Genomic DNA, 21,118 nt, shown 5'->3' with positions numbered 1-21,118 from the left:
GGGGGAACACAGGTGAATATTCTCGGTTATTTCCAAAAAGTAGGTAAGGCGTTGATGGTACCAGTTGCCACTCTTCCTGCCGCTGCAATTCTAATGGGTGTTGGTTACTTCATTGACCCGAATGGTTGGGGCGCAAACAGCGTTCTAGCTGCATTCTTGATCAAAGCGGGTGCCGCAATCATTGATAACATGTCTTGGCTGTTTGCTGTAGGTGTTGCCTACGGTATGTCTAAAGACAAAGATGGCGCTGCTGCTCTTGCAGGTCTAGTGGGTATGTACGTTGTTACAACGCTACTGTCTCCAGGTGCTGTTGCTCAAATCCAAAACATTGATCCAAGTGCTGTTCCAGCGGCTTTCGGTAAGATCCAGAACCAATTCGTTGGTATCTTGGTCGGTATCATGTCTGCAGAACTGTACAACCGTTTCTCTCACGTAGAACTGCACAAAGCATTGGCGTTCTTCTCGGGTAAACGTCTGGTTCCAATCGTTACCTCATTTGCTGCAATCATTGTATCTTTCATCCTGATGTACGTATGGCCAACTGTTTACGGTGGTCTAGTTAACTTCGGTGAAGGCATCCAAGGTATGGGCGAATTGGGTGCAGGTATCTACGCATTCTTTAACCGTCTTCTTATCCCTGTTGGTCTGCACCACGCTCTGAACTCAGTATTCTGGTTCGACGTTGCAGGCATTAACGATATTCCTAACTTCCTGGGTGGCGCTAAGTCTCTAGCTGAAGGTACTGCAACTGTTGGTGTAACAGGTATGTACCAAGCGGGCTTCTTCCCAATCATGATGTTCGGTCTACCAGGTGCAGCGCTAGCTATCTACCACACTGCTAAGCCTGAGAACAAAGAGAAAGTAGCATCTATTATGATCGCTGCTGGTTTCGCATCGTTCTTCACTGGTGTAACTGAACCACTAGAATTCTCGTTCATGTTCCTAGCACCAGGTCTGTACGTATTGCACGCATTGTTGACGGGTATCTCTGTATACATCGCAGCATCTATGCAGTGGATTGCAGGCTTCGGCTTCTCAGCAGGTCTTGTTGACATGTTCTTGTCAACGCGTAACCCACTTGCTGTTAACTGGTACATGCTTATTGTTCAAGGTTTCGTGTTTGCAGGTATCTACTACGCTGTGTTCCGTACCGCGATCGTTAAGTTCAACCTGAAAACTCCTGGCCGTGAAGATCTTGATGAAGACGCACCGTCAAACGGCGTTGAAGGTTCTAAAGAGACCGGTATTCTGGCTCGCCAATACTTGAAAGCGCTAGGTGGTCATGACAACCTAACGACTATCGATGCATGTATTACTCGTCTTCGCTTGACTGTTAAAGACGGCGCTCAGATTGATGAGAAAACACTGAAAGCACTAGGTGCGATGGGTGTTGTTAAATTGGGTACAAATAACCTGCAGGTTATTCTGGGTCCATTGGCAGAAATCGTAGCTGGCGAAATGAAAAAAGTTGGCACGACTGAAGATTTGTCTGAAATCAAACTGCCATAATTAAGAAATACTGACTAAATAGTCAATATAGCCGGCCCTTAGCGGGGTCGGCTTTTTTTGGGCCAAATTTGGCCAAATTCGTAGGGTAAATAGAAATGAAAAAGACATTTAAGATGGGAATCTTATCTGTAGCGGTTGCTGCAGGTCTTGCAGGTTGTGGTGCTTTGCCTTCAGGTGCAGCACAACAGGCTACTGTGGATGCATTAGCGGCTCAATTGGACATCAGCTACGCAGTTGAAACCAATCATGGTGCTCAAGAAGGCTTAACCTGTCAGGATATGGGTGCAGAGTGGGCATCTTGTAACAAGGTTACAATGACCATTGTTAACGACGGCGACGCTGTTACTGCTAATGATTGGAAAATCTATCTGCACAGCATCCGTGTGTTTTTGGATGTAGCAAACGAAGACTTCACCATCGAACATTTGACCGGTGATCTTTATGTTCTAACTCCAACGCAATCTTTTGATGGTTTCGCAGCAGGCGAGACGGTTGAAATTCCCCTGATTGCAGAATACTGGCAGTTGTTTGAAACTGACTTTATGCCGCGTGCTTATGTAGTTGCTGGTGACGCAACACCAAAGACGATTGCATCGCTAGATACTGAAAACGTTGATGCATTTGTGGCTGAAATTGATGGCAACAAATGGAAGCGTACCCCTGAAGACAATAACATCCTAGCGACAGCAGCCTCCCGCTTTGCGAAAAACAGCGACGTTGCTCAGCTGTCTGATGGCGCTATTGAAGCTTCTATCATTCCAACGCCTCTAAAAACTAAACAAATGCGTGGCGCTTTACATGTTGCTGCGGGTTTTGCATTGAACAACACGGCATTGAATGATGAGCAGTTAGCAGCATTTGAAGATCGTGCAGCGCTGCTGGGTGTGAACGTGGAAGGCGACATCGACCTTAACGTGAACCTAGATGCGAATGCATTTAGCGGCGAAGAAGCAGTGTCTGGCGCTTACAAGCTTGTTGTAAATGCTGCTGGCGTTGAGATTGTTGGTTATGACAGCGTGGGTGCGTTCTACGGCCTGCAATCTTTGCTTGCACTGATGGATAAAGACGACAGCGGTATGCTGCCGTGGGTTGCTATTGAAGATGCCCCTCGTTTTGAATACCGCGGTGTGATGGTTGATGTGGCGCGTAACTTCCATTCGAAAGAAGCCATGCTGCGCACTATCGATCAAATGGCGGCATACAAGCTGAATAAACTTCACCTTCACCTTACCGATGATGAGGGTTGGCGCTTAGAGATCCCTGGTCTTCCGGAACTGACTGACGTGGGTGCAAACCGTTGTCACGATCTGTCTGAAACCTCTTGTTTGTTGCCGCAACTGGGTTCTGGCCCGACAACAGATAATTTTGGTTCGGGTTTCTTCTCGAAAGCGGATTACTTAGAAATTCTGCATCATGCAAAAGCGCGTGGTATCGAAGTGATCCCTGAAATCGATATGCCAGCCCACTCACGAGCTGCTGTTGTTTCGATGGAAGCGCGTTACACCAAATATGCCGCTCAAGGCGATCTGACGAAAGCAGAAGAGTTCCGTTTGATGGATCCATTGGATACATCGAACGTGACGACTGTTCAGTTCTACGATAAGCGCAGCTTCATCAACCCATGCATGGATTCGTCTCTGAACTTTGTGGACAAAGTGATTACAGAAGTGAAAGCCATGCACGCGGAAGCAGGTATGCCGCTATCAACGTGGCACTTTGGCGGTGATGAAGCGAAAAACATTAAGCTGAATGCCGGCTTCCAAGATCTTAATGCAGCAGAGCCTGTTTCATGGAAAGGTAACATTGACCTTAGCCAGCAACATAAGCCATTTGCGAAATCACCTGTTTGTCAAAAAGCGATTGCTGACGGTGTAGCTGCTGATTTCGGTCATCTACCAAGCTACTTTGCAGAGCAAGTGAGTGAAGTAGTCGCTAAGCATGGCATTGAAAACTTCCAAGCTTGGCAAGATGGTCTGAAATACTCTAAAGATGCATCAGCATTTGAAACAGACAACGTGCGTGTGAATTTCTGGGACGTTCTTTACTGGGGCGGTGACGCATCAGCGTATGAGTGGGCAAATAAAGGGTATGACGTGATTGTGTCTAACCCAGACTACGTCTACATGGACATGCCATATGAAGTGGATCCAAAAGAGCGCGGCTACTACTGGGCAACGCGTGCAACGGATACACGCAAGATGTTTGGCTTTGCACCTGAGAACTTGCCTCAGAACGCGGAAACCTCTGTAGACCGTGATGGTAACGGCTTCAATGGTAAAGGCACTGTTGAGTCTAAAGGTATCCACGGTCTGTCAGCACAGCTTTGGAGTGAAACCGTTCGTACCGATGAACAGTATGAGTTCATGGTATTCCCTCGTGTGATTGCCGCAGCAGAGCGAGCATGGCACAAGGCGGATTGGGAACTTGATTATCAAGTCGGTAAAGCGTTTAACCTTGAAACTAGCTACGTGAACAAAGACGCTCAGCTACAAGACTGGACGCGTTTTGCGAATGTGATGGGTCAACGTGAGATGGTGAAACTGGACGCAGCGGGTATTCAATACCGTATTCCTGTTCCTGGTGCGGTGATTGAAGCAGGTAAACTGCACATGAACATCAGCATGCCAGGTCTGCCACTTCAGTACTCTGTTGATGGCGGTCAATCATGGACTGACTACTCTTCGCCGGTGGAACTGTCTGACTCGAAGAATGTGAAAGTACGTGCATTGAGTGCTGACAAGCAACGTGAAGGTCGTTCAGTGTCTCTATAACGACACTCAAAGACTCAGAAGCCCGCTATATGCGGGCTTTTTTTTCGTCTCGACGTTCTGTTGTGGTTGAGTAAATAGCCGTGATCGTGGATCATTGGCGTAATTTCAGGTAGTTCTTCCTACGAGGTATTTTTTGATGAGTGAGTCTGAGGCTCGTCCAACCAACTTTATCCGTCAAATCATTGATAAAGATTTGGCTGGTGGTGTTCACACAACAGTTCATACGCGTTTCCCACCGGAGCCGAATGGTTACCTTCACATTGGTCACGCAAAGTCGATCTGTTTGAATTTTGGTATTGCTAAAGACTACCAGGGTCAATGTAACCTGCGTTTCGACGATACTAACCCAGAAAAAGAAGACATCGAATTTGTTGAATCTATCAAAAGCGATGTGAACTGGTTGGGTTTTGATTGGAGCGGCGAAGTTTGTTATTCGTCTGGTTACTTCGATCGTCTGCACGGTTACGCGGTTGAATTGATCGAGAAAGGTTTGGCTTATGTTGAAGAGCTAAGCCCAGATGAGATCCGTGAATACCGCGGTACGCTAACAGCGCCAGGTAAGCATAGCCCTTACCGTGACCGTACTGTGGAAGAGAACTTAGCACTGTTCGACAAGATGAAGAACGGTGAGTTCGCAGAAGGTAAAGCGTGTCTGCGTGCGAAAATTGATATGGCTTCGCCATTCATGGTGATGCGTGATCCGGTATTGTATCGTGTACGTTTCGCACACCATCACCAAACGGGTGATAAATGGTGTATTTACCCAATGTACGACTTCACGCACTGTATCTCTGATGCGATAGAAGGCATTACACATAGCCTGTGTACGTTGGAGTTCCAAGATAACCGTCGTCTTTACGATTGGGTATTGGATAACATCACCATTGAGTGCCAACCACGTCAGTACGAGTTCAGTCGCCTGAATCTTGAATACACAGTGATGTCTAAGCGTAAGTTGAGTCAGCTTGTGAGCGAGAACTTGGTAAACGGTTGGGATGACCCACGTATGCCTACGATTTCTGGCTTGCGTCGCCGCGGTTATACGCCTGCTGCGATTCGTGAATTCTGTAAGCGCATTGGTGTGACTAAGCAAGAAAACACGATTGAAATGAGCTCACTAGAGTCATGTATTCGTGATGACTTGAATGAAAATGCCCCGCGCGCGATGGCAGTTCTAGATCCAATCAAATTGGTGATTGAGAACTTTGACGGTGACATTGAGCATTTGTCTGCACCGAATCATCCAAACAAACCAGAGATGGGTGAGCGTAGTATTCCGTTTAGCCGTGAGATCTGGATTGAAGCGGAAGATTTCCGTGAAGAAGCAAACAAGAAGTACAAGCGCCTAGTGCTAGGTAAAGAAGTACGCCTGCGTAATGCTTACTTCGTGAAAGCTGAGCGTTGTGACAAAGATGCCGATGGTAAAGTAACAACGGTTTACTGCACTTACGATCCTGAAACCTTGGGTAAAGACCCAGCAGACGGCCGTAAAGCGAAAGGCGTTATTCACTGGGTATCTGCGGATGCGGGTGTACCTGCTGAGATTCGTTTGTACGATCGTTTGTTCACATTGCCGAACCCTGGCGCTGCAGATGATTTCGCGGCAACTATTAACCCTGAATCACTGACAGTAGTTCAAGGTTATGTTGAGCCAAGCCTAAAAGCAGCAGTTGCCGAGCAAGGTTACCAGTTTGAGCGTATGGGGTATTTCTGTGTTGATCGTAAAGATAGCACTGACGATGCGCTGGTATTTAACCGTACCGTAGGTCTTCGTGACACGTGGGCAAAAATTGACGGGTAATTAAGTCCCGTAAACAAAAACCGGAGCAGATGCTCCGGTTTTTTTATGTTTATCGTTCAGTGACAAACGACTGAAACGGTATTGTTGAGACTATCTAGCGTCATGAAGGCTATCGTCTGTCTTGCAATCACCTTCGATACAGTGTCCGTAGAGATACAAACTGTGGTTGGTGAGGCGAACGTTATATCGAGTCGCGATTTCTTTCTGACGTGTTTCAATCACATCATCAGTAAATTCAATTACTTTGCCACAATCTAGACAAACCAAGTGGTCGTGGTGATGCTGTGTCGCAAGTTCAAAGACTGACTTACCACCTTCAAAGTGGTGGCGCGTGACAATGCCTGCATCATCGAATTGGTTTAAGACACGGTAAACGGTCGCAAGGCCAATTTCCTCACCAATATCGATGAGTTTCTTATACAAGTCTTCGGCGCTGATGTGCTGACAGTCCGGTTGTTGCAGGACTTCTAGGATTTTTAGTCGAGGCAACGTGACTTTCAGTCCTGCGTCTTTCAGTGCCTTGTTATTATCTGACATCCGGTTCTTCCTACGTAATTGCTTTTCCCTGTGTATTTATGAGAACGGGAAAAATTGTTTGTTAGCGTAACAAATGTGGTACGGCCTCGCTAGTGCATGTCGATAAATAACTGACCTAATTGGTTGGTTTTGCGGCTTGTTGTTCGGAAACAAAAATGGCACGATAAACTGGTTAGACCAGAAAGGGAATTACTGTGTACAAATACTATAAACCAGGGATCGTTAAATTTGCTCTCAACTGCTGGCCGCCGTTTTGGGGCGCAGGGATTAAGATTATCGAAATCAGTGATGACTTTCGTTTTGTTCGTATCCGATTGAAACTACGCTGGTGGAATAAGAACGCAAACCGTACCCAGTATGGCGGCAGCATTTTTTCCATGACAGATCCTACTTATGCTTTGATGTTGATGGGGATACTCGGTGAGAGGTACTTTGTTTGGGACAAAGAAGCCGATATCAATTTCATTAAGCCTGGCGCTTCTGATTTGTTTGCTGAGTTTGTGATCCCAGAAGAAACGATCACGTCGATCCAGCGTGCAACGGCAAATGGCGACAAGGTGTTCCCCGAATTTGTCGTCAATGTGTTAGATGCAAATGGGGAAGTGGTGAGCCGAGTAAGGCGAGTTCTATACGTGCGTAAGAAGCCCAAATATCGTGATAAGCCAGAGGTACAGTCATAAAAAAACGCGCCATCGGGCGCGTTTTTCTGCTGATTGGAAAGATTAACCTTCCAATTCTGCCAAACACATTTCTTCATGGATTTGTTTAACCCATGTTTCAACACGTTGCGCAGTCAGCTCTGGTTGGCGGTCTTCATCGACACACAAACCGACGAAGTGGTTGTCATCAACCAAGGCTTTTGAAGCTTCAAATTCATAGCCTTCAGTTGGCCAATGACCAATGATAGTGCCACCCTTCGTTTCAACGATGTCACGAATGGTGCCCATCGCATCACAGAAATACTCTGCGTAGTCTTCCTGATCACCACAACCAAAGACGGCAACGAGTTTGGTTGAGAAATCAACTTGCTCAAGCTCTGGGAAGAAATCATCCCAGTCACACTGTGCTTCACCGTAATACCAAGTTGGGATACCGAGTAATAGCAGATCGAAGTTGTCGATGTCTTCTTTGCTGCTTTTTGCAATATCCTGAACATGGACCAGTTGTTTGCCCAGTTGTTTTTGAATCATCTTGGCGATAGCTTCAGTGTTACCTGTATCGCTGCCAAAGAAGAGACCTACGCTCGCCATAATAGAGAATACCTGTTTTCTGTTAGTCGAGATGCAATATACACATCTCACATTCTAAAGTGTAGAAGAAGGGGAAGCCTTCTTGCTGCTAACGGTAAAGCCCAAGCAATCAGCCTATGCCTGCACCTTCCCAGAACAACTGGATCACGCCTTTGGTAATAAAACCAGCGCATCCTAAGAAAAGTACCAGCCAAACTATACGTCGGCCAAATGGTGGTACGTTTCCTTCGTTTAATACATCCTTGATTGCCATGCCGATGAAAAAGAAGATAGCTGCAAAAAGCAGATCAAGCCCTATCTTTTCGAGCAATTCAAAGTGCTCGTACAGCATTTCCCTCTCCTTTCGGAAACTATTTCGTGGCGCACTATATCACAACTCAGATGCGTCTGTTAACGCTCTGACTTTGTTAAAAAGCGAGTGATCACACGCGCTACTGCGTCAGGTTTTTCTGCATGTAACCAGTGGCCAGTATTGGCAATAACGTGCGCTTTTGCCTGCGGAAATTGGCGTTCTATTTCTTCACGGTGTGCTGCTGAAATATAGTCAGAGTCTGCACCTTTCAAAAAGAGAGTGTCACCATGGTAGTGACCACTGGCTGGCCACCCAGTGATATCGTCATAGTTTCTTTCCAAAGCATCGACATTAAAGCGCCATTCAAATTCGCCATTGTCTTGCTTAGCTAGTGATTTCAGCAAGAACTGTCTCACGCCTGGCTCTAGGATATGATCCGAAAGGATCGCTTCCGCTGCTTTTCTGCTGGTGATTGGCGAGCGCATAGATGCATTCAAACCCGCGAGTACGGCATCATGTCGGCGTTCTTGATAGGCCACTGGCGCGATATCCATGACAACTAATTGATCTATCATCTCAGGGTGAGAGATCGCGAGCATCATGGCGACTTTCCCGCCCATTGAATGACCGACGACAGAAGCGCGGTCAAGCCCTTGTTGCGTCATAAAGTCTTTGACTGCATTTGCTTGCGAAATATAGTCGACGCTCTGTGAGCGAGGGGATTGGCCATGGTTCGGCAAGTCAACTTGATAGACTGTGTAATGCTCGGCCAAAACGCGAGCAAGACCGCCCAGATTGTCCAAGCTACCAAAAAGTCCATGGATCAAGAGCAAAGGTCTTCCTTCCCCTTGGATCTTGTAGTTTAAAAACACCGTTGTTTTCTCTCAATATGAATCGTTTGCCGTAGAGTATACCTTTCTAACTCTGTATAATCGCCCTGTTGAATTGTAATTAGGACACGATGATCAAACGATGAAGACAATTGAGGTTGATGAAGAGCTATACCGGTACATTGCCAGCCAAACACATCACATTGGTGAAAGTGCATCGGATATCCTGCGCCGCTTATTGATGGCACCGCAGATGGATCAACAACCCGTTGCGACTTTGACTCCCGCGAATAAGCCTAAGGGAATTGTTGTCAGCAAAGATGCGGGAAAACAAGACTCTGTGGATCGCGTGAAAGAAATGCGTTCATTGTTGATCTCTGACGAGTTTGCCGCGCAAGAAAGAGCGATTGGCCGCTTTATGTTGGTTCTATCAGCACTTTATCGTATTGACGGACAAGGATTTGCAGAAGCAACTGCATTGAAAGGCCGCACGCGAGTTTACTTTGCTGATAATGAGCAAACGCTTCTTGAAAGTGGTAAAACCACCAAGCCTAAGCATATTCCGACCACGCCTTTTTGGGTGATCACCAATACGAATACCGGTCGTAAGCGCCAGATGGTTGAGCAGCTGATGACTAAAATGGGTTTTGCGAGCGACATTACAGAAAAAGTCGTTGGTGAGATCTAAATATCGCACTTAGTACCAGTAACATACTGATTGTGAATAGTTAAGATTAAATAGAGGCTCTGTCATTGACGAGCCTTTTTGTATTTTTAGAATTTAGATTTCCGGAAAGGATGCGAACACATGGCGAGCTTCGAACGTGCAGGGCAACGTGCCCAGCAACAAGATCTGCATAATATTCCTCTACTGGTGTCGAACTATTTCCAGTTGACGCCAGATCCAACTAACTCAGCGCACAACGTTGAGTTTGGTACGTCTGGTCATCGCGGAAGCGCAGACAAATCTACGTTTAACCAACATCATATTCTTGCTATCGCCCAAGCGATTGCCGATGTGCGTTCAGAGCAAGGGTTCACTGGCCCACTGTTTGTTGGTAAAGACACGCATGCCTTGTCTGAGCCTGCGTTTTGCTCTGTGGTAGAAGTACTGATTGCCAATGGCGTGAGTGTTGTCGCTCAAGAGCACGGTGGCTATACGCCTACTCCGGGTATTTCGTACGCCATTTTGGAACACAACAAAGCCAATGCGCATCAAGCGGATGGTATTGTTATCACGCCGTCGCACAACCCTCCTCAGGACGGTGGTATTAAGTACAACCCTCCGCATGGTGGACCTGCTGAAGGTGAGTTGACGAAAGCTATCGAGCAACGCGCAAACGCATATATTGCAGCAGGTCTTGAGGGCATTCGCCGAGTTAGCTATCACGATGCTACCTCAAGTGCATTGTTTGTTGAGGCCGATCTCGTTATGCCTTATGTGCGCGAATTGGGTCAGGTTGTTGATATTGAAGCGATCAAAAAAGCAAACCTTCATATTGGTGTGGATCCGCTAGGTGGTTCAGGTATTGATTACTGGAAAGCGATCGCTGCTTACTATGATCTAGATATCACCCTTGTTAACGATGATATCGATCCCTCGTTTCGTTTTATGTCGCTAGATAAAGACGGTGTGATCCGCATGGACTGTTCATCGCCATCTGCGATGGCGGGTCTATTGGCCTACAAAGATCAGTATGATCTAGCATTTGGCAACGACCCAGATTTCGACCGCCACGGTATTGTGACGCCATCAGGCCTGATGAACCCAAACCATTACCTTGCTGTTTGCATCGACTATCTCTATCAGCATCGTCCTCAGTGGAACGAAGGTGTTGGTGTGGGCAAAACCTTGGTATCGAGTGCCATCATCGACAAAGTGGTTGAGAGCCTAGGTCGCAAACTGTGTGAAGTACCCGTTGGCTTCAAATGGTTTGTTGATGGCTTGTACAGTGGCGAGTTGGGCTTCGGCGGTGAAGAAAGCGCAGGTGCTTCTTTCCTTCGTATGGATGGTACGCCATGGTCAACTGACAAAGATGGTATTCTTCTTTGTCTGCTTGCTGCGGAAATTACGGCAGTAACGGGTAAAAACCCTCAGCAGTACTACGACGAGTTGGCTGCGAAATTTGGTGCGTCTTGCTATGCACGTATTCAAGCACCGGCAAACACTCAGCAAAAAGCGGTGTTGAGCAAACTGTCTTCAGAGATGGTGACTGCAGAAACATTAGCGGGTGATGTGATCACTGCGAAACTTACTCACGCTTCTGGAAATGGTCAAGCGATCGGTGGGCTGAAAGTGGTGACTGCATACGGTTGGTTTGCGGCACGTCCATCCGGTACTGAAGACATCTATAAGATTTACTGCGAGAGCTTTAAAGGTGAAGAGCATCTTTGCCAGATACAAAATGAAGCACAGAAAATCGTGAGTGATGTGTTTAAAGCTGCTGGACTATAAGTTTAAGCCATTAAACCGTTAGGACTCATTGATAAGGGCCACCGATAGCCGGTGGCTTTTTTAATGGCAGTTTGGCCAAGATTCGGGAACCACAAACCAGCGTTTACCATTTTCATCGATGATGTGCTGAGCGCGAACGAGAGGAAGCTCGAGTGCAAACGGTTCGAGTTCATCGAATCGAGGGGCTTCCAGCCATTGGTGACGTTGTAAGTGGTAAAAACGTAAGTCTTCAGGGAGTTGGCTAGGCCAGCACCAATATCCAGAGACCGATTCAGCAGTGACTGAAGGAAATGGGATTTCAGGCTCTAGGATGAACGGATTGGTGTATAGACGTCCTTGCATCAATAATTTTCTATGCTTGATCGGTAGCTCAGGGTACTGAGTTTGATAGGCTTCAGATTCCGAAAGTTGCAGTTGCTGGTGCGCCATTTTTTCATATTTCTTTGCTAGCGTGTCTTTTGCATTGGGCCCGTGCCAATCAGTGCCAAATGCTAAGTAGAACTTGATAGCGACCTCCCAATGCTCTAGCTCTCCAGCTGGATTTTTCACTACAAAGTCAATGGCTCCCAGTGTTCGACCATCTTTGGTGACTTGGATTTCTTCTGTGACGAGTTGGTACTTAGGGTGAGATTCAATACATTGACATACCAGCCATTGATAATAAAAGCCAATGCGATGCCCACCTGTATAGCCAGGCCAGATTGCGGGTACTAAACCAGACCAAAAATCGTCATCAAATGAATGGGAAGACATTTGCACTATTGGCGGTGCGCTGGATATCCATTCTATGTCTCGGGTGACTTGTGCTTCATCGGCAAACATCACGAGTTTCCATAAGGTATTGACTGTGTGTGAATAAACAGCTTATCGGAATGTCGGTTCACCTGCACGTCAATGGTAGGTAGAATGGCCAAAAGTTATCGCTCGATTAAGGATTAAACATGAACAACCTAGCACTTGAAGCCATTCTTAATGAGTTTTTGAAACCCAATTTGATTAAAGATTACTGCCCTAATGGGTTACAAGTTGAAGGGAAGCCTGAGATCAAAAAAATCGTTACTGGCGTGACGGCTTCACAAGCATTAGTTGATGCTGCTATTGAACAGGGTGCTGATGCAGTATTGGTTCATCATGGCTATTTTTGGCGTGGAGAGCCTGAACCCATTCGGGGCATGAAGTATCGTCGTATCAAGGCGCTGGTGGAGAATGGAATTAACCTCTATGCATATCATTTGCCGTTGGATGTACATCCGGACGTCGGTAATAACGCGCAGTTAGCCCGATTATTGGGTATTGATGAATGTGGGGGGTTAGAAGATGGTAATCCACGTTCAGTGGCTGTTTGGGGTGAGCTTCCTGAGCCGTTGTCTGCGAGTGAGTTTGCATCTCTTCTTGAGAAAAAATTGGGCAGAAGACCATTGTTTATTGATGGTGGGCAAAAAGGTCAGATCAAACGCGTTGGCTGGTGCACCGGTGGTGGACAAGATTATATTGATTTAGCGGCGAGCAAAGGAATGGATGCGTTTGTGTCCGGTGAGGTGTCAGAAAGAACGACTTTTTCTGCAAGAGAGCAGGGATTACATTATTTTGGTGCGGGTCATCACGCTACAGAGCGTTATGGTATTAAGGCATTGGGAGAGTGGTTGTCGGAACATCACCAGATGGATGTCACCTTTATTGACATCTATAATCCCGTATAGTGCTCTAAAGAATAGAGGCGCTTGAATCACAACTCTCTGTGATTCAAGCGCAAAAAAAACGCCGCATCAAGCGGCGTTTTTTGTTAGCAATGACGACTAATCAATCACGATCTTTCATTGGTTGAAAATCGCGTTGGTCATAGCCCGTGTACAGCTGACGCGGACGACCGATACGGTTTTGAGGGTCGCTATGCATTTCATTCCAATGTGCAATCCAACCGATGGTACGAGACATCGCAAAAATCACGGTGAACATCGAAACTGGAATACCGATAGCCTTCAGGATAATGCCTGAGTAGAAATCGACATTCGGGTACAGCTTCCTCTCGATAAAGTACGGGTCAGAAAGCGCAATGCGTTCTAGTTCCATCGCAACGTCCAACAATGGGTCGTTGATATTCAGCTCATCAAGAACGTCATGACATGCTTGGTTCATTACCGTTGCACGTGGGTCGTGGTTTTTGTATACGCGGTGACCGAAGCCCATCAAACGGAACGGGTCTTCTTTGTCTTTCGCACGCTCAATGAACTCTGGAATATTTTCGACCGTGCCGATTTCTTCCAGCATCTTCAGACATGCTTCGTTTGCACCGCCATGAGCAGGGCCCCAAAGTGATGCAATACCTGCCGCGATACATGCGAATGGGTTAGCACCAGAAGAACCTGCGAGACGAACCGTCGATGTTGATGCATTTTGTTCGTGGTCAGCATGTAGTGTGAAGATCTTATCCATTGCACGAGCAACAACCGGATTGACTTCATACTCTTCACAAGGCGTTGCGAACATCATGTGTAGGAAGTTCTCGGCGTAATCCAAATCATTTCTTGGGTAAATGAAAGGTTGGCCTAAAGAGTACTTGTAACACATGGCTGCTAGCGTCGGCATTTTTGATAGCAGACGATATGCAGTGATTTCACGGTGCTCATCGTTATTAATGTCGAGTGAGTCGTGATAGAACGCAGCGAGGGCACCGACCACACCAACCATAACAGCCATAGGGTGTGCGTCACGACGGAAGCCATGGAAGAAGCTCGCAATTTGCTCGTGCACCATAGTGTGACGAGTAACAATCTTACGAAACTCTTCGTATTGCTTGCGGGTTGGGACTTCCCCATACAGAAGGATATAACAGACTTCTAAATAATCAGCGTTATTGGCTAGTTGATCAATTGGGAAGCCTCGGTGCAATAGAACGCCAGCGTCACCATCAATATACGTAATTTGTGACTCACACGACGCTGTTGCAACAAAACCTGGGTCAAACGTGAAATAACCATTTGCGCCCAAAGCACGTACGTCGACAACTTCTGGGCCGACTGTGCCCCCTTTGATCGGCAGTTCGATAGGTGCTTTCCCTTCAATATTGAGGGTAGCTTTCTTATCTGCCATAACATTCTCCTTTGTTATTATATAATCCTATCCCGGATACGGACCCCGTTGTTGTACCGATCGCTGCATTAGATGTCAATTTACAGAAGTGATCTTTGTCGGGTGTGCGGAAGTATCAAAAATATGTGCGTATTAAGTTAATGCTCTGTTTCGGGATTTCCGTCAATTTTATTGGTTTGTGTTTAAATGTTACGGGGCATATACTCTGCGGCAGGTCTCTGGATATTACATAATGCCGGGGCGTTTCGGGGCTCAAATCGATATTTTCTCTGCGTAAAACGGAGCTTGATCTGCAGTTAATAGCAGAAGCCTTCGTAAAACGTAATTAAAGATGTTGCAGGTCTGGCGCGATCGCGAAATGTAAATTCAGAGAGTGTTATAACAATAATTGCTCAATGGAGCTGAGTGGGCCATATCGTGAAAGTAACAAAGCCAAGACCGGTAAACCTCGACCTTCAGACCATACGCTTCCCCATCACAGCGATAGCGTCTATCGTGCACCGTGTATCAGGTGTTATCACCTTCGTTTCGGTCGCCATCCTTCTTTGGTTATTAAGCCTGTCACTATCTTCTCCTAGCGGCTTCGACGCTGCAGCAGACATTGTCGATAGTTTTTTTGCCAAGTTCATCCTGTGGGGCATCTTGACTGCACTCGCATATCACATTGTCGGTGGCATTCGTCACTTGCTGATGGATATGAAGTACTTTGAAGAACTCGAATCAGGAAACATGAGCGCGAAAGTCGCATTCGGCATCACTGCAGTGCTGTCTGTTTTAGCGTGGGGGTTAGTATGGTAGGACATGTATCTTCTTTCGGCAAAAACGGTGTTCACGATTTTATCTTGATCCGTGCTACTGCCATTATCATGACGCTTTACACCTTTTACATGGTGGGATTTTTTGCGTTCGGCCCTGAGCTAACTTATTTGAGTTGGGTGGAATTCTGGGGTCAGACAAGCAATAAAGTCTTTACTATGCTAGCGCTGGTTTGCGTGCTTATCCATGCGTGGATTGGCATGTGGCAAGTGTTGACAGATTACATTAAGCCGACACTGCTTCGTGCACTGATGCAGTTTGGCATCGTCGCCTTGCTTTTTGTCTACCTGTTGACTGGCTTTTTCGTTTTGTGGGGTGTGTAAGTGAGTATTCCAGTAAGAGAATTTGACGCAATCGTCATCGGTGCGGGTGGCGCAGGTATGCGTGCCGCACTTCAAATTTCTGAGCAAGGCCTTTCCTGTGCTTTGCTTTCAAAGGTTTTTCCAACACGTTCGCATACAGTGTCTGCGCAAGGTGGTATCACCGTTGCTTTGGGTAACTCCCACGAAGATAACTGGGAATGGCACATGTATGACACCGTTAAAGGGTCTGATTACATTGGCGACCAAAATGCGATCGAGTACATGTGTAAAACAGGTCCTCAGTCAGTTATCGAGCTCGAGAAAATGGGCCTACCGTTTTCACGTTTCGAAGACGGCAGCATCTACCAACGCCCATTTGGTGGTCAGTCAAAAGCATTCGGTGGTGAGCAAGCTGCTCGTACCGCTGCTGCTGCCGACCGTACGGGTCACGCCTTGCTTCACACGCTGTACCAACAGAACATCAAAAACAAAACAACGATTTTTTCTGAGTGGTATGCATTAGATCTTGTGAAAAACCAAGACGGTGCCGTGGTTGGCGCTACAGCGATGGACATGGAAAGTGGCGAAATTTGTTACTTCAAGGCCAAAGCAACAGTTCTAGCCACTGGTGGTGCGGGTCGAATCTATCAATCGACAACGAATGCTCACATCAATACTGGCGATGGTGTTGGTATGGCGCTACGTGCTGGCGTACCAATGCAAGACATGGAAATGTGGCAATTCCACCCAACAGGCATTGCTGGCGCGGGTGTTCTCGTTACCGAAGGTTGTCGTGGTGAAGGTGGTTACCTCTTGAACAAAGACGGCGAGCGCTTCATGGAGCGTTATGCACCAAACGCCAAAGACCTTGCAGGTCGTGACGTTGTTGCACGTTCAATGATGGTAGAGATTCGCGAAGGTCGAGGCTGTGATGGTCCTTGGGGTCCTCACCTTAAGCTTAAACTCGATCACTTGGGTAAAGACGTACTTGAAGCGCGTCTGCCGGGTATTCTTGAGTTGTCTCGTACCTTTGCTCACGTTGACCCAATCAAAGAACCGATTCCTGTTATCCCAACGTGTCACTACATGATGGGCGGCATTCCTACTCAGATTTCAGGACAAGCGATTAAACAAGACCCGAATGGCAACGACGTTGAAATTCAAGGTTTGTTTGCATGTGGTGAGATTGCGAGCGTCTCTGTTCACGGTGCAAACCGTTTGGGTGGTAACTCGTTGCTTGATTTGGTGGTATTTGGTCGTGCAACAGGTCTACACCTTGGCGAAACGCTGGCTGCACAAGCTGAAGCACGCGATGCGTCTGAGTCTGATATTGAAGCCTCTTTGGCTCGCGTAAATCGTTGGAACTCAACGCAGAAAGGCGAAGACCCAGTTCAAATTCGTAAAGACCTTCAGTCATGCATGCAAAATAACTTCTCGGTATTCCGTGAAGGTGATGCGATGGCGAAAGGTTTAGAAGAACTTAAAGTTATCCGTGAGCGTCTTAAAGAAGCACGCTTGGATGACACATCAAGCGAATTCAACACCCAACGTGTTGAGTGTCTAGAGCTTGATAACTTGATGGAAACTGCGTTCTCAACCGCTGTTGCGGCGAACTACCGTACAGAGAGCCGTGGTGCACATGCTCGTTTTGATTTCCAAGAGCGTGATGATGATAACTGGCTATGCCACACCATCTACAACCCTGAAACCGAAGCGATGACTAAGCGTGATGTCAACATGGAACCGATCCATCGTGATACGTTCCCGCCTAAAGCGCGTACTTACTAAGGGAGGTAGATAATCATGAAGCTGAATTTTTCTGTATACCGTTACAACCCAGACGTAGATGACGTGCCGCACATGAAAGGGTACACCCTTGAAGTGCCTGAAGGCTCGGACATGATGGTGCTTGACGCGCTAATTTTGCTCAAAGAGCAAGACCCGTCGCTTTCATTCCGTCGCTCATGCCGTGAAGGTGTTTGTGGCTCGGATGGTATAAACATGAATGGCAAGAATGGCCTCGCATGTATTACGCCATTGTCAGCGTTGACTGACAAATCTAGCATTGTGATCCGTCCTTTGCCGGGTTTGCCTGTGGTTCGTGACTTGGTTGTTGATATGGCGCAGTTCTATCAAAACTATGAACGTGTTAAGCCGTATTTGATTAACGAGAGCGTTCCTCCGGCTCGCGAGAACTTACAATCGCCGGAAGATCGCGCCCACCTTGATGGACTCTACGAATGTATTATGTGTGCATGTTGTAGTACGTCATGTCCGTCATTTTGGTGGAACCCAGACAAGTTTGTTGGACCTGCAGGACTACTTGCTGCATATCGCTGGTTGATTGACAGCCGTGATACGGCGACTGATGATCGTTTATCCGATCTGGACGACGCTTTTAGCGTTTTCCGTTGCCATAGCATAATGAACTGTGTAAATGTTTGTCCTAAAGGATTAAACCCAACAAAAGCAATAGGCCACATTCGCTCAATGCTACTTAAACGCGCAGTGTGATACTGGCTTCTGTACCTACACAAATCAAAAATTTAGGCTCCTCGAAAGAGGAGCTTAAAAGGAACGCCGGCTAACCCCCGGTCGTAGCAATAGTTAACTAAGTGGTTAAGGGATAACAATGCAAAATGGCGTGATGAAGGCTTGGTTAGAGTCTTCTCATTTGGCTGGCGCCAATGCAACTTACGTAGAAGACCTCTACGAACTGTACCTCAGTGACCCCGAGTCTGTAGATAGCGAATGGCGCGCAGTGTTCCAACAACTGCCTGCTGTGAATGGCAACGCACCAGAGCAACCCCACTCACGAGTTCGTGAATACTTCCGAAGGCTAGCAACCGAGACAGCGCATTATAGTGCCTCAGTCAGTGATCCGGATGTCGACGCAAAACAAGTTAAAGTATTGCAGTTAATCAATGCTTATCGTTTTCGTGGACACCAACAAGCAACATTGGACCCATTAGGTATTTGGCAACGTGAACGCGTTCCAGATCTGGATCCTTCCTTTCACTCTCTCACCCAAGAAGATTTCGAAGAGACTTTCAATGTAGGTTCTTTTGCCATTGGGCAAGAGAGCATGAAACTTGCCGATCTTTATAATGCGTTGAACAAGACCTATTGTGGGTCGATTGGCGCAGAATACATGCACATTACTGACACCGATGAAAAACGTTGGCTTCAACAGCGCTTGGAATCTGTTGTCGGTCAGCCCGAGTTTTCAGACGACGAGAAAATGACGTTGCTTGAAGAATTAACGGCTGCGGAAGGTTTGGAGCGCTACTTAGGTGCCAAATTCCCGGGTGCGAAACGCTTCTCTCTAGAAGGCGGTGATGCGCTTATCCCTATGGTGAAAGAAATTATTCGCCAAGCGGGAGCGAACGGCGCTCGTGAAGTTGTCGTCGGTATGGCTCACCGTGGTCGTCTGAATATGCTGGTTAACGTTCTCGGTAAAAAACCGTCAGAACTGTTTGACGAGTTTGCAGGCAAGCATGGCGAATCATGGGGTACGGGTGATGTGAAATATCACCAAGGTTTCTCTTGTGACTTTGCAACCCCTGGTGGTGATGTTCACTTGGTGATGGCGTTTAACCCATCGCATCTTGAGATCGTTAACCCAGTTGTTATTGGTTCAGTTCGAGCTCGTCAAGATCGTTTAGGCGATAAAGACGGTTCGACTGTATTACCAATTACAATCCATGGTGACTCAGCGATTGCAGGTCAGGGCGTTGTTCAAGAAACGTTCAACATGTCACAAGCTCGCGGTTTCCGCGTGGGTGGCACGATTCGCATCGTCGTGAATAACCAGATTGGTTTTACAACGTCCAACCCGAACGATACGCGCTCGACGCAGTATTGTACGGACATCGCAAAAATGGTTCAGGCTCCGATCCTGCACGTGAATGCTGATGATCCAGAGGCTGTCGCGTTTGTTTCTCGCCTCGCGTTAGATTATCGGAATACCTTTAAACGTGATGTTGTAATTGATTTGGTCTGCTACCGCCGCCATGGTCACAATGAAGCTGATGAGCCGAATGCAACTCAGCCTCTGATGTACCAAAAAATCAAAAAGCACCCAACGCCACGTAAAATTTATGCAGATGTGCTGGTTGATCAAAATGTTGCTGACCTAGAAAAAGCGACTTATCTCATCAATGAATATCGCGATGCACTTGATCGTGGTGAGCATGTTACAAAAGAGTATCGCCCTATGGCGTTGCACTCTGTGGATTGGTCTCCTTACCTAGGGCATGACTGGACTGTTGAATGGCCGAATACGTTCGACATGAAACGCCTAGTTGAGCTTGGTCATCGTGTTACCCAATACCCAGAAAGTCATAAGCTTCATAGCCGAGTTAGCAAACTTAATAACGATCGTATTTCGATGGTTAACGGTGAAAAAGCCTTGGATTGGGGTATGGCAGAAACTCTTGCTTATGCAACGATTGTCGATGAAGGCAAACGCATTCGTATCAGTGGTCAAGACGCAGGCCGTGGCACATTCTTCCACCGTCACGCTGTGCTGCACAATCAAACTGACGCAAGCACCTATATCCCGCTTTCCAATGTTCATGACAAACAAGGCCCATTCCAAGTGTTTGACTCTGTTTTGTCTGAAGAAGCGGTATTGGCGTTTGAATATGGCTATACCACCGCAGAGCCAGGCGGCTTGACGGTTTGGGAAGCACAGTTTGGTGACTTCGCAAACGGTGCTCAAGTTGTTATCGACCAATTTATTAGTTCTGGTGAGCAGAAATGGGGCCGCATGTGTGGTTTAACCATGTTGCTACCGCACGGATATGAAGGTCAGGGCCCAGAGCATTCATCTGCTCGCTTAGAGCGTTACTTGCAGCTTTGTGCAGAGCAAAATATGCAAGTGTGTGTGCCGTCTACGCCTGCACAGATTTACCACATGATTCGTCGCCAAGTGCTTCGCCCTATGCGTCGTCCACTTGTTGTGATGTCTCCAAAATCATTGTTGCGTCATCCATTGTGTACTTCGTCACTAGAAGATCTTGCTGAGGGGAATTTCCAAAGTGCGATTGGTGAAGTAGATGATCTGGATGCAGCTGCAGTGAAACGTGTGGTTCTGTGTTCAGGTAAGGTTTACTACGACCTGCTAGAAACCAGACGCAAAGAAGAAATTAAAGATGTCGCCATTGTGCGTATTGAGCAGCTATACCCGTTCCCGAAAGAGGACTTGCAAGCTGTGATTAGCCAATTTGTGAATGCAAAAGACTTTGTGTGGTGCCAAGAAGAGCCTCAAAACCAAGGCGCTTGGTATAGTAGCCAGCACAATTTCCGATTGGCCATTCCGGCGGATGCCACGTTGAGTTATGCGGGACGCGCAGCGTCTGCATCGCCTGCTGTTGGTTACATGTCTGTGCATTTAAAACAACAAAAAGCGTTGATAGAAGACGCGCTTACCTTGAATTAAGAACTAGAAAATTAAGGAAAAA

Annotated in this window: 18 protein-coding genes; 12 read left to right on the top strand and 6 right to left on the bottom strand. The window is 46.9% G+C overall.

Going from position 1 to position 21,118, the window contains the following annotated elements; genetic code table 11:
- Positions 1–12 precede the first annotated feature (12 nt).
- From nagE to glnS, 3 genes are all read left to right on the top strand, one after another.
- Positions 13–1,509, top strand: a complete 1,497-nt coding sequence (gene nagE, locus LRP50_RS07425) for an N-acetylglucosamine-specific PTS transporter subunit IIBC (RefSeq protein WP_274163826.1) — start codon at positions 13–15, stop codon at positions 1,507–1,509.
- A 95-nt stretch (positions 1,510–1,604) separates the two neighbouring features.
- Complete coding sequence (locus LRP50_RS07420; protein ID WP_274163825.1) at positions 1,605–4,280, top strand: beta-N-acetylhexosaminidase; 2,676 nt, start codon at positions 1,605–1,607, stop codon at positions 4,278–4,280.
- A gap of 136 nt (positions 4,281–4,416) precedes the next feature.
- Positions 4,417–6,081, top strand: a complete 1,665-nt coding sequence (gene glnS / locus LRP50_RS07415) for a glutamine--tRNA ligase (protein WP_274163824.1) — start codon at positions 4,417–4,419, stop codon at positions 6,079–6,081.
- Positions 6,082–6,171: 90 nt separating this feature from the next.
- On the opposite strand, the gene fur is transcribed toward glnS, so the two are convergent.
- Positions 6,172–6,618 (bottom strand): ferric iron uptake transcriptional regulator, encoded by a 447-nt coding sequence (gene fur / locus LRP50_RS07410; RefSeq protein WP_274163823.1) that lies wholly within the window; start codon positions 6,616–6,618, stop codon positions 6,172–6,174.
- 194 nt (positions 6,619–6,812) lie between these two features.
- Between fur and LRP50_RS07405 the strand changes: the two genes are divergently transcribed.
- Positions 6,813–7,298: a DUF4442 domain-containing protein gene (locus LRP50_RS07405; protein ID WP_274163822.1), complete on the top strand. Its 486-nt coding sequence runs from the start codon at positions 6,813–6,815 to the stop codon at positions 7,296–7,298.
- 42 nt (positions 7,299–7,340) lie between these two features.
- On the opposite strand, the gene fldA is transcribed toward LRP50_RS07405, so the two are convergent.
- The 3 genes from fldA to LRP50_RS07390 all read right to left on the bottom strand — a co-directional run bounded on the left by fldA (position 7,341) and on the right by LRP50_RS07390 (position 9,032).
- Positions 7,341–7,868 carry a flavodoxin FldA gene (fldA, locus tag LRP50_RS07400; protein WP_274163821.1) on the bottom strand — a complete coding sequence of 176 codons (528 nt, stop codon included), beginning with the start codon at positions 7,866–7,868 and terminating at the stop codon, positions 7,341–7,343.
- A gap of 109 nt (positions 7,869–7,977) precedes the next feature.
- Positions 7,978–8,199 (bottom strand): DUF2788 domain-containing protein, encoded by a 222-nt coding sequence (locus tag LRP50_RS07395; RefSeq protein ID WP_274163820.1) that lies wholly within the window; start codon positions 8,197–8,199, stop codon positions 7,978–7,980.
- 59 nt (positions 8,200–8,258) lie between these two features.
- A complete protein-coding gene (locus LRP50_RS07390; RefSeq protein WP_274163819.1) occupies positions 8,259–9,032 on the bottom strand; it encodes an alpha/beta fold hydrolase in 774 nt (257 codons plus the stop codon).
- A gap of 100 nt (positions 9,033–9,132) precedes the next feature.
- On the opposite strand from LRP50_RS07390, the gene seqA reads away from it, so the two are divergent.
- Together seqA and pgm are read left to right on the top strand one after the other, a co-directional pair.
- Complete coding sequence (gene seqA / locus LRP50_RS07385; protein ID WP_274163818.1) at positions 9,133–9,678, top strand: replication initiation negative regulator SeqA; 546 nt, start codon at positions 9,133–9,135, stop codon at positions 9,676–9,678.
- Between the two features lie 120 nt (positions 9,679–9,798).
- Positions 9,799–11,445 carry a phosphoglucomutase (alpha-D-glucose-1,6-bisphosphate-dependent) gene (gene pgm, locus LRP50_RS07380; protein ID WP_274163817.1) on the top strand — a complete coding sequence of 549 codons (1,647 nt, stop codon included), beginning with the start codon at positions 9,799–9,801 and terminating at the stop codon, positions 11,443–11,445.
- Positions 11,446–11,505: 60 nt separating this feature from the next.
- On the opposite strand, the gene LRP50_RS07375 is transcribed toward pgm, so the two are convergent.
- Positions 11,506–12,267 carry a DUF1853 family protein gene (locus LRP50_RS07375; RefSeq protein WP_274163816.1) on the bottom strand — a complete coding sequence of 254 codons (762 nt, stop codon included), beginning with the start codon at positions 12,265–12,267 and terminating at the stop codon, positions 11,506–11,508.
- Positions 12,268–12,386: 119 nt separating this feature from the next.
- On the opposite strand from LRP50_RS07375, the gene LRP50_RS07370 reads away from it, so the two are divergent.
- Complete coding sequence (locus LRP50_RS07370) at positions 12,387–13,145, top strand: Nif3-like dinuclear metal center hexameric protein (RefSeq protein ID WP_274163815.1); 759 nt, start codon at positions 12,387–12,389, stop codon at positions 13,143–13,145.
- 100 nt (positions 13,146–13,245) lie between these two features.
- On the opposite strand, the gene LRP50_RS07365 is transcribed toward LRP50_RS07370, so the two are convergent.
- Positions 13,246–14,535, bottom strand: a complete 1,290-nt coding sequence (locus LRP50_RS07365) for a citrate synthase (RefSeq protein WP_274163814.1) — start codon at positions 14,533–14,535, stop codon at positions 13,246–13,248.
- A 405-nt stretch (positions 14,536–14,940) separates the two neighbouring features.
- On the opposite strand from LRP50_RS07365, the gene sdhC reads away from it, so the two are divergent.
- The 5 genes from sdhC (at position 14,941) to sucA (ending at position 21,096) form a co-directional block, all read left to right on the top strand.
- Complete coding sequence (gene sdhC / locus LRP50_RS07360; protein WP_274163813.1) at positions 14,941–15,333, top strand: succinate dehydrogenase cytochrome b556 subunit; 393 nt, start codon at positions 14,941–14,943, stop codon at positions 15,331–15,333.
- Complete coding sequence (gene sdhD / locus LRP50_RS07355) at positions 15,327–15,674, top strand: succinate dehydrogenase, hydrophobic membrane anchor protein (RefSeq protein ID WP_274163812.1); 348 nt, start codon at positions 15,327–15,329, stop codon at positions 15,672–15,674. Before sdhC ends, sdhD begins: the two co-directional genes overlap by 7 nt.
- Positions 15,675–17,441, top strand: a complete 1,767-nt coding sequence (gene sdhA / locus LRP50_RS07350) for a succinate dehydrogenase flavoprotein subunit (protein ID WP_274163811.1) — start codon at positions 15,675–15,677, stop codon at positions 17,439–17,441.
- A gap of 15 nt (positions 17,442–17,456) precedes the next feature.
- Entirely contained in the window at positions 17,457–18,167 is a 711-nt protein-coding gene (locus tag LRP50_RS07345; protein ID WP_274163810.1) for a succinate dehydrogenase iron-sulfur subunit, read from the top strand.
- A gap of 118 nt (positions 18,168–18,285) precedes the next feature.
- Complete coding sequence (gene sucA / locus LRP50_RS07340) at positions 18,286–21,096, top strand: 2-oxoglutarate dehydrogenase E1 component (protein ID WP_274163809.1); 2,811 nt, start codon at positions 18,286–18,288, stop codon at positions 21,094–21,096.
- Positions 21,097–21,118 lie beyond the last annotated feature (22 nt).

It is taken from the genome of Enterovibrio gelatinilyticus, assembly GCF_028683095.1.
GTDB classification, from domain to species: Bacteria; Pseudomonadota; Gammaproteobacteria; order Enterobacterales; family Vibrionaceae; genus Enterovibrio; species Enterovibrio gelatinilyticus.
The sequence above is the reverse complement of the archived record's forward strand: the minus strand, read 5'-3'. Positions and strand labels throughout refer to the sequence as shown.

Excerpts from the sequence above, each read along its gene's own strand:
- LRP50_RS07420 (WP_274163825.1), top strand. The coding sequence starts at position 1,605 with ATGAAAAAGACATTTAAGATGGGAATCTTATCTGTAGCGGTTGCTGCA.
- glnS (WP_274163824.1), top strand. The coding sequence starts at position 4,417 with ATGAGTGAGTCTGAGGCTCGTCCAACCAACTTTATCCGTCAAATCATT.
- fur (WP_274163823.1), bottom strand. The coding sequence starts at position 6,618 with ATGTCAGATAATAACAAGGCACTGAAAGACGCAGGACTGAAAGTCACG.
- fldA (WP_274163821.1), bottom strand. The coding sequence starts at position 7,868 with ATGGCGAGCGTAGGTCTCTTCTTTGGCAGCGATACAGGTAACACTGAA.
- LRP50_RS07395 (WP_274163820.1), bottom strand. The coding sequence starts at position 8,199 with ATGCTGTACGAGCACTTTGAATTGCTCGAAAAGATAGGGCTTGATCTG.
- seqA (WP_274163818.1), top strand. The coding sequence starts at position 9,133 with ATGAAGACAATTGAGGTTGATGAAGAGCTATACCGGTACATTGCCAGC.
- pgm (WP_274163817.1), top strand. The coding sequence starts at position 9,799 with ATGGCGAGCTTCGAACGTGCAGGGCAACGTGCCCAGCAACAAGATCTG.
- LRP50_RS07375 (WP_274163816.1), bottom strand. The coding sequence starts at position 12,267 with ATGTTTGCCGATGAAGCACAAGTCACCCGAGACATAGAATGGATATCC.
- LRP50_RS07370 (WP_274163815.1), top strand. The coding sequence starts at position 12,387 with ATGAACAACCTAGCACTTGAAGCCATTCTTAATGAGTTTTTGAAACCC.
- LRP50_RS07365 (WP_274163814.1), bottom strand. The coding sequence starts at position 14,535 with ATGGCAGATAAGAAAGCTACCCTCAATATTGAAGGGAAAGCACCTATC.
- sdhD (WP_274163812.1), top strand. The coding sequence starts at position 15,327 with ATGGTAGGACATGTATCTTCTTTCGGCAAAAACGGTGTTCACGATTTT.
- LRP50_RS07345 (WP_274163810.1), top strand. The coding sequence starts at position 17,457 with ATGAAGCTGAATTTTTCTGTATACCGTTACAACCCAGACGTAGATGAC.
- sucA (WP_274163809.1), top strand. The coding sequence starts at position 18,286 with ATGCAAAATGGCGTGATGAAGGCTTGGTTAGAGTCTTCTCATTTGGCT.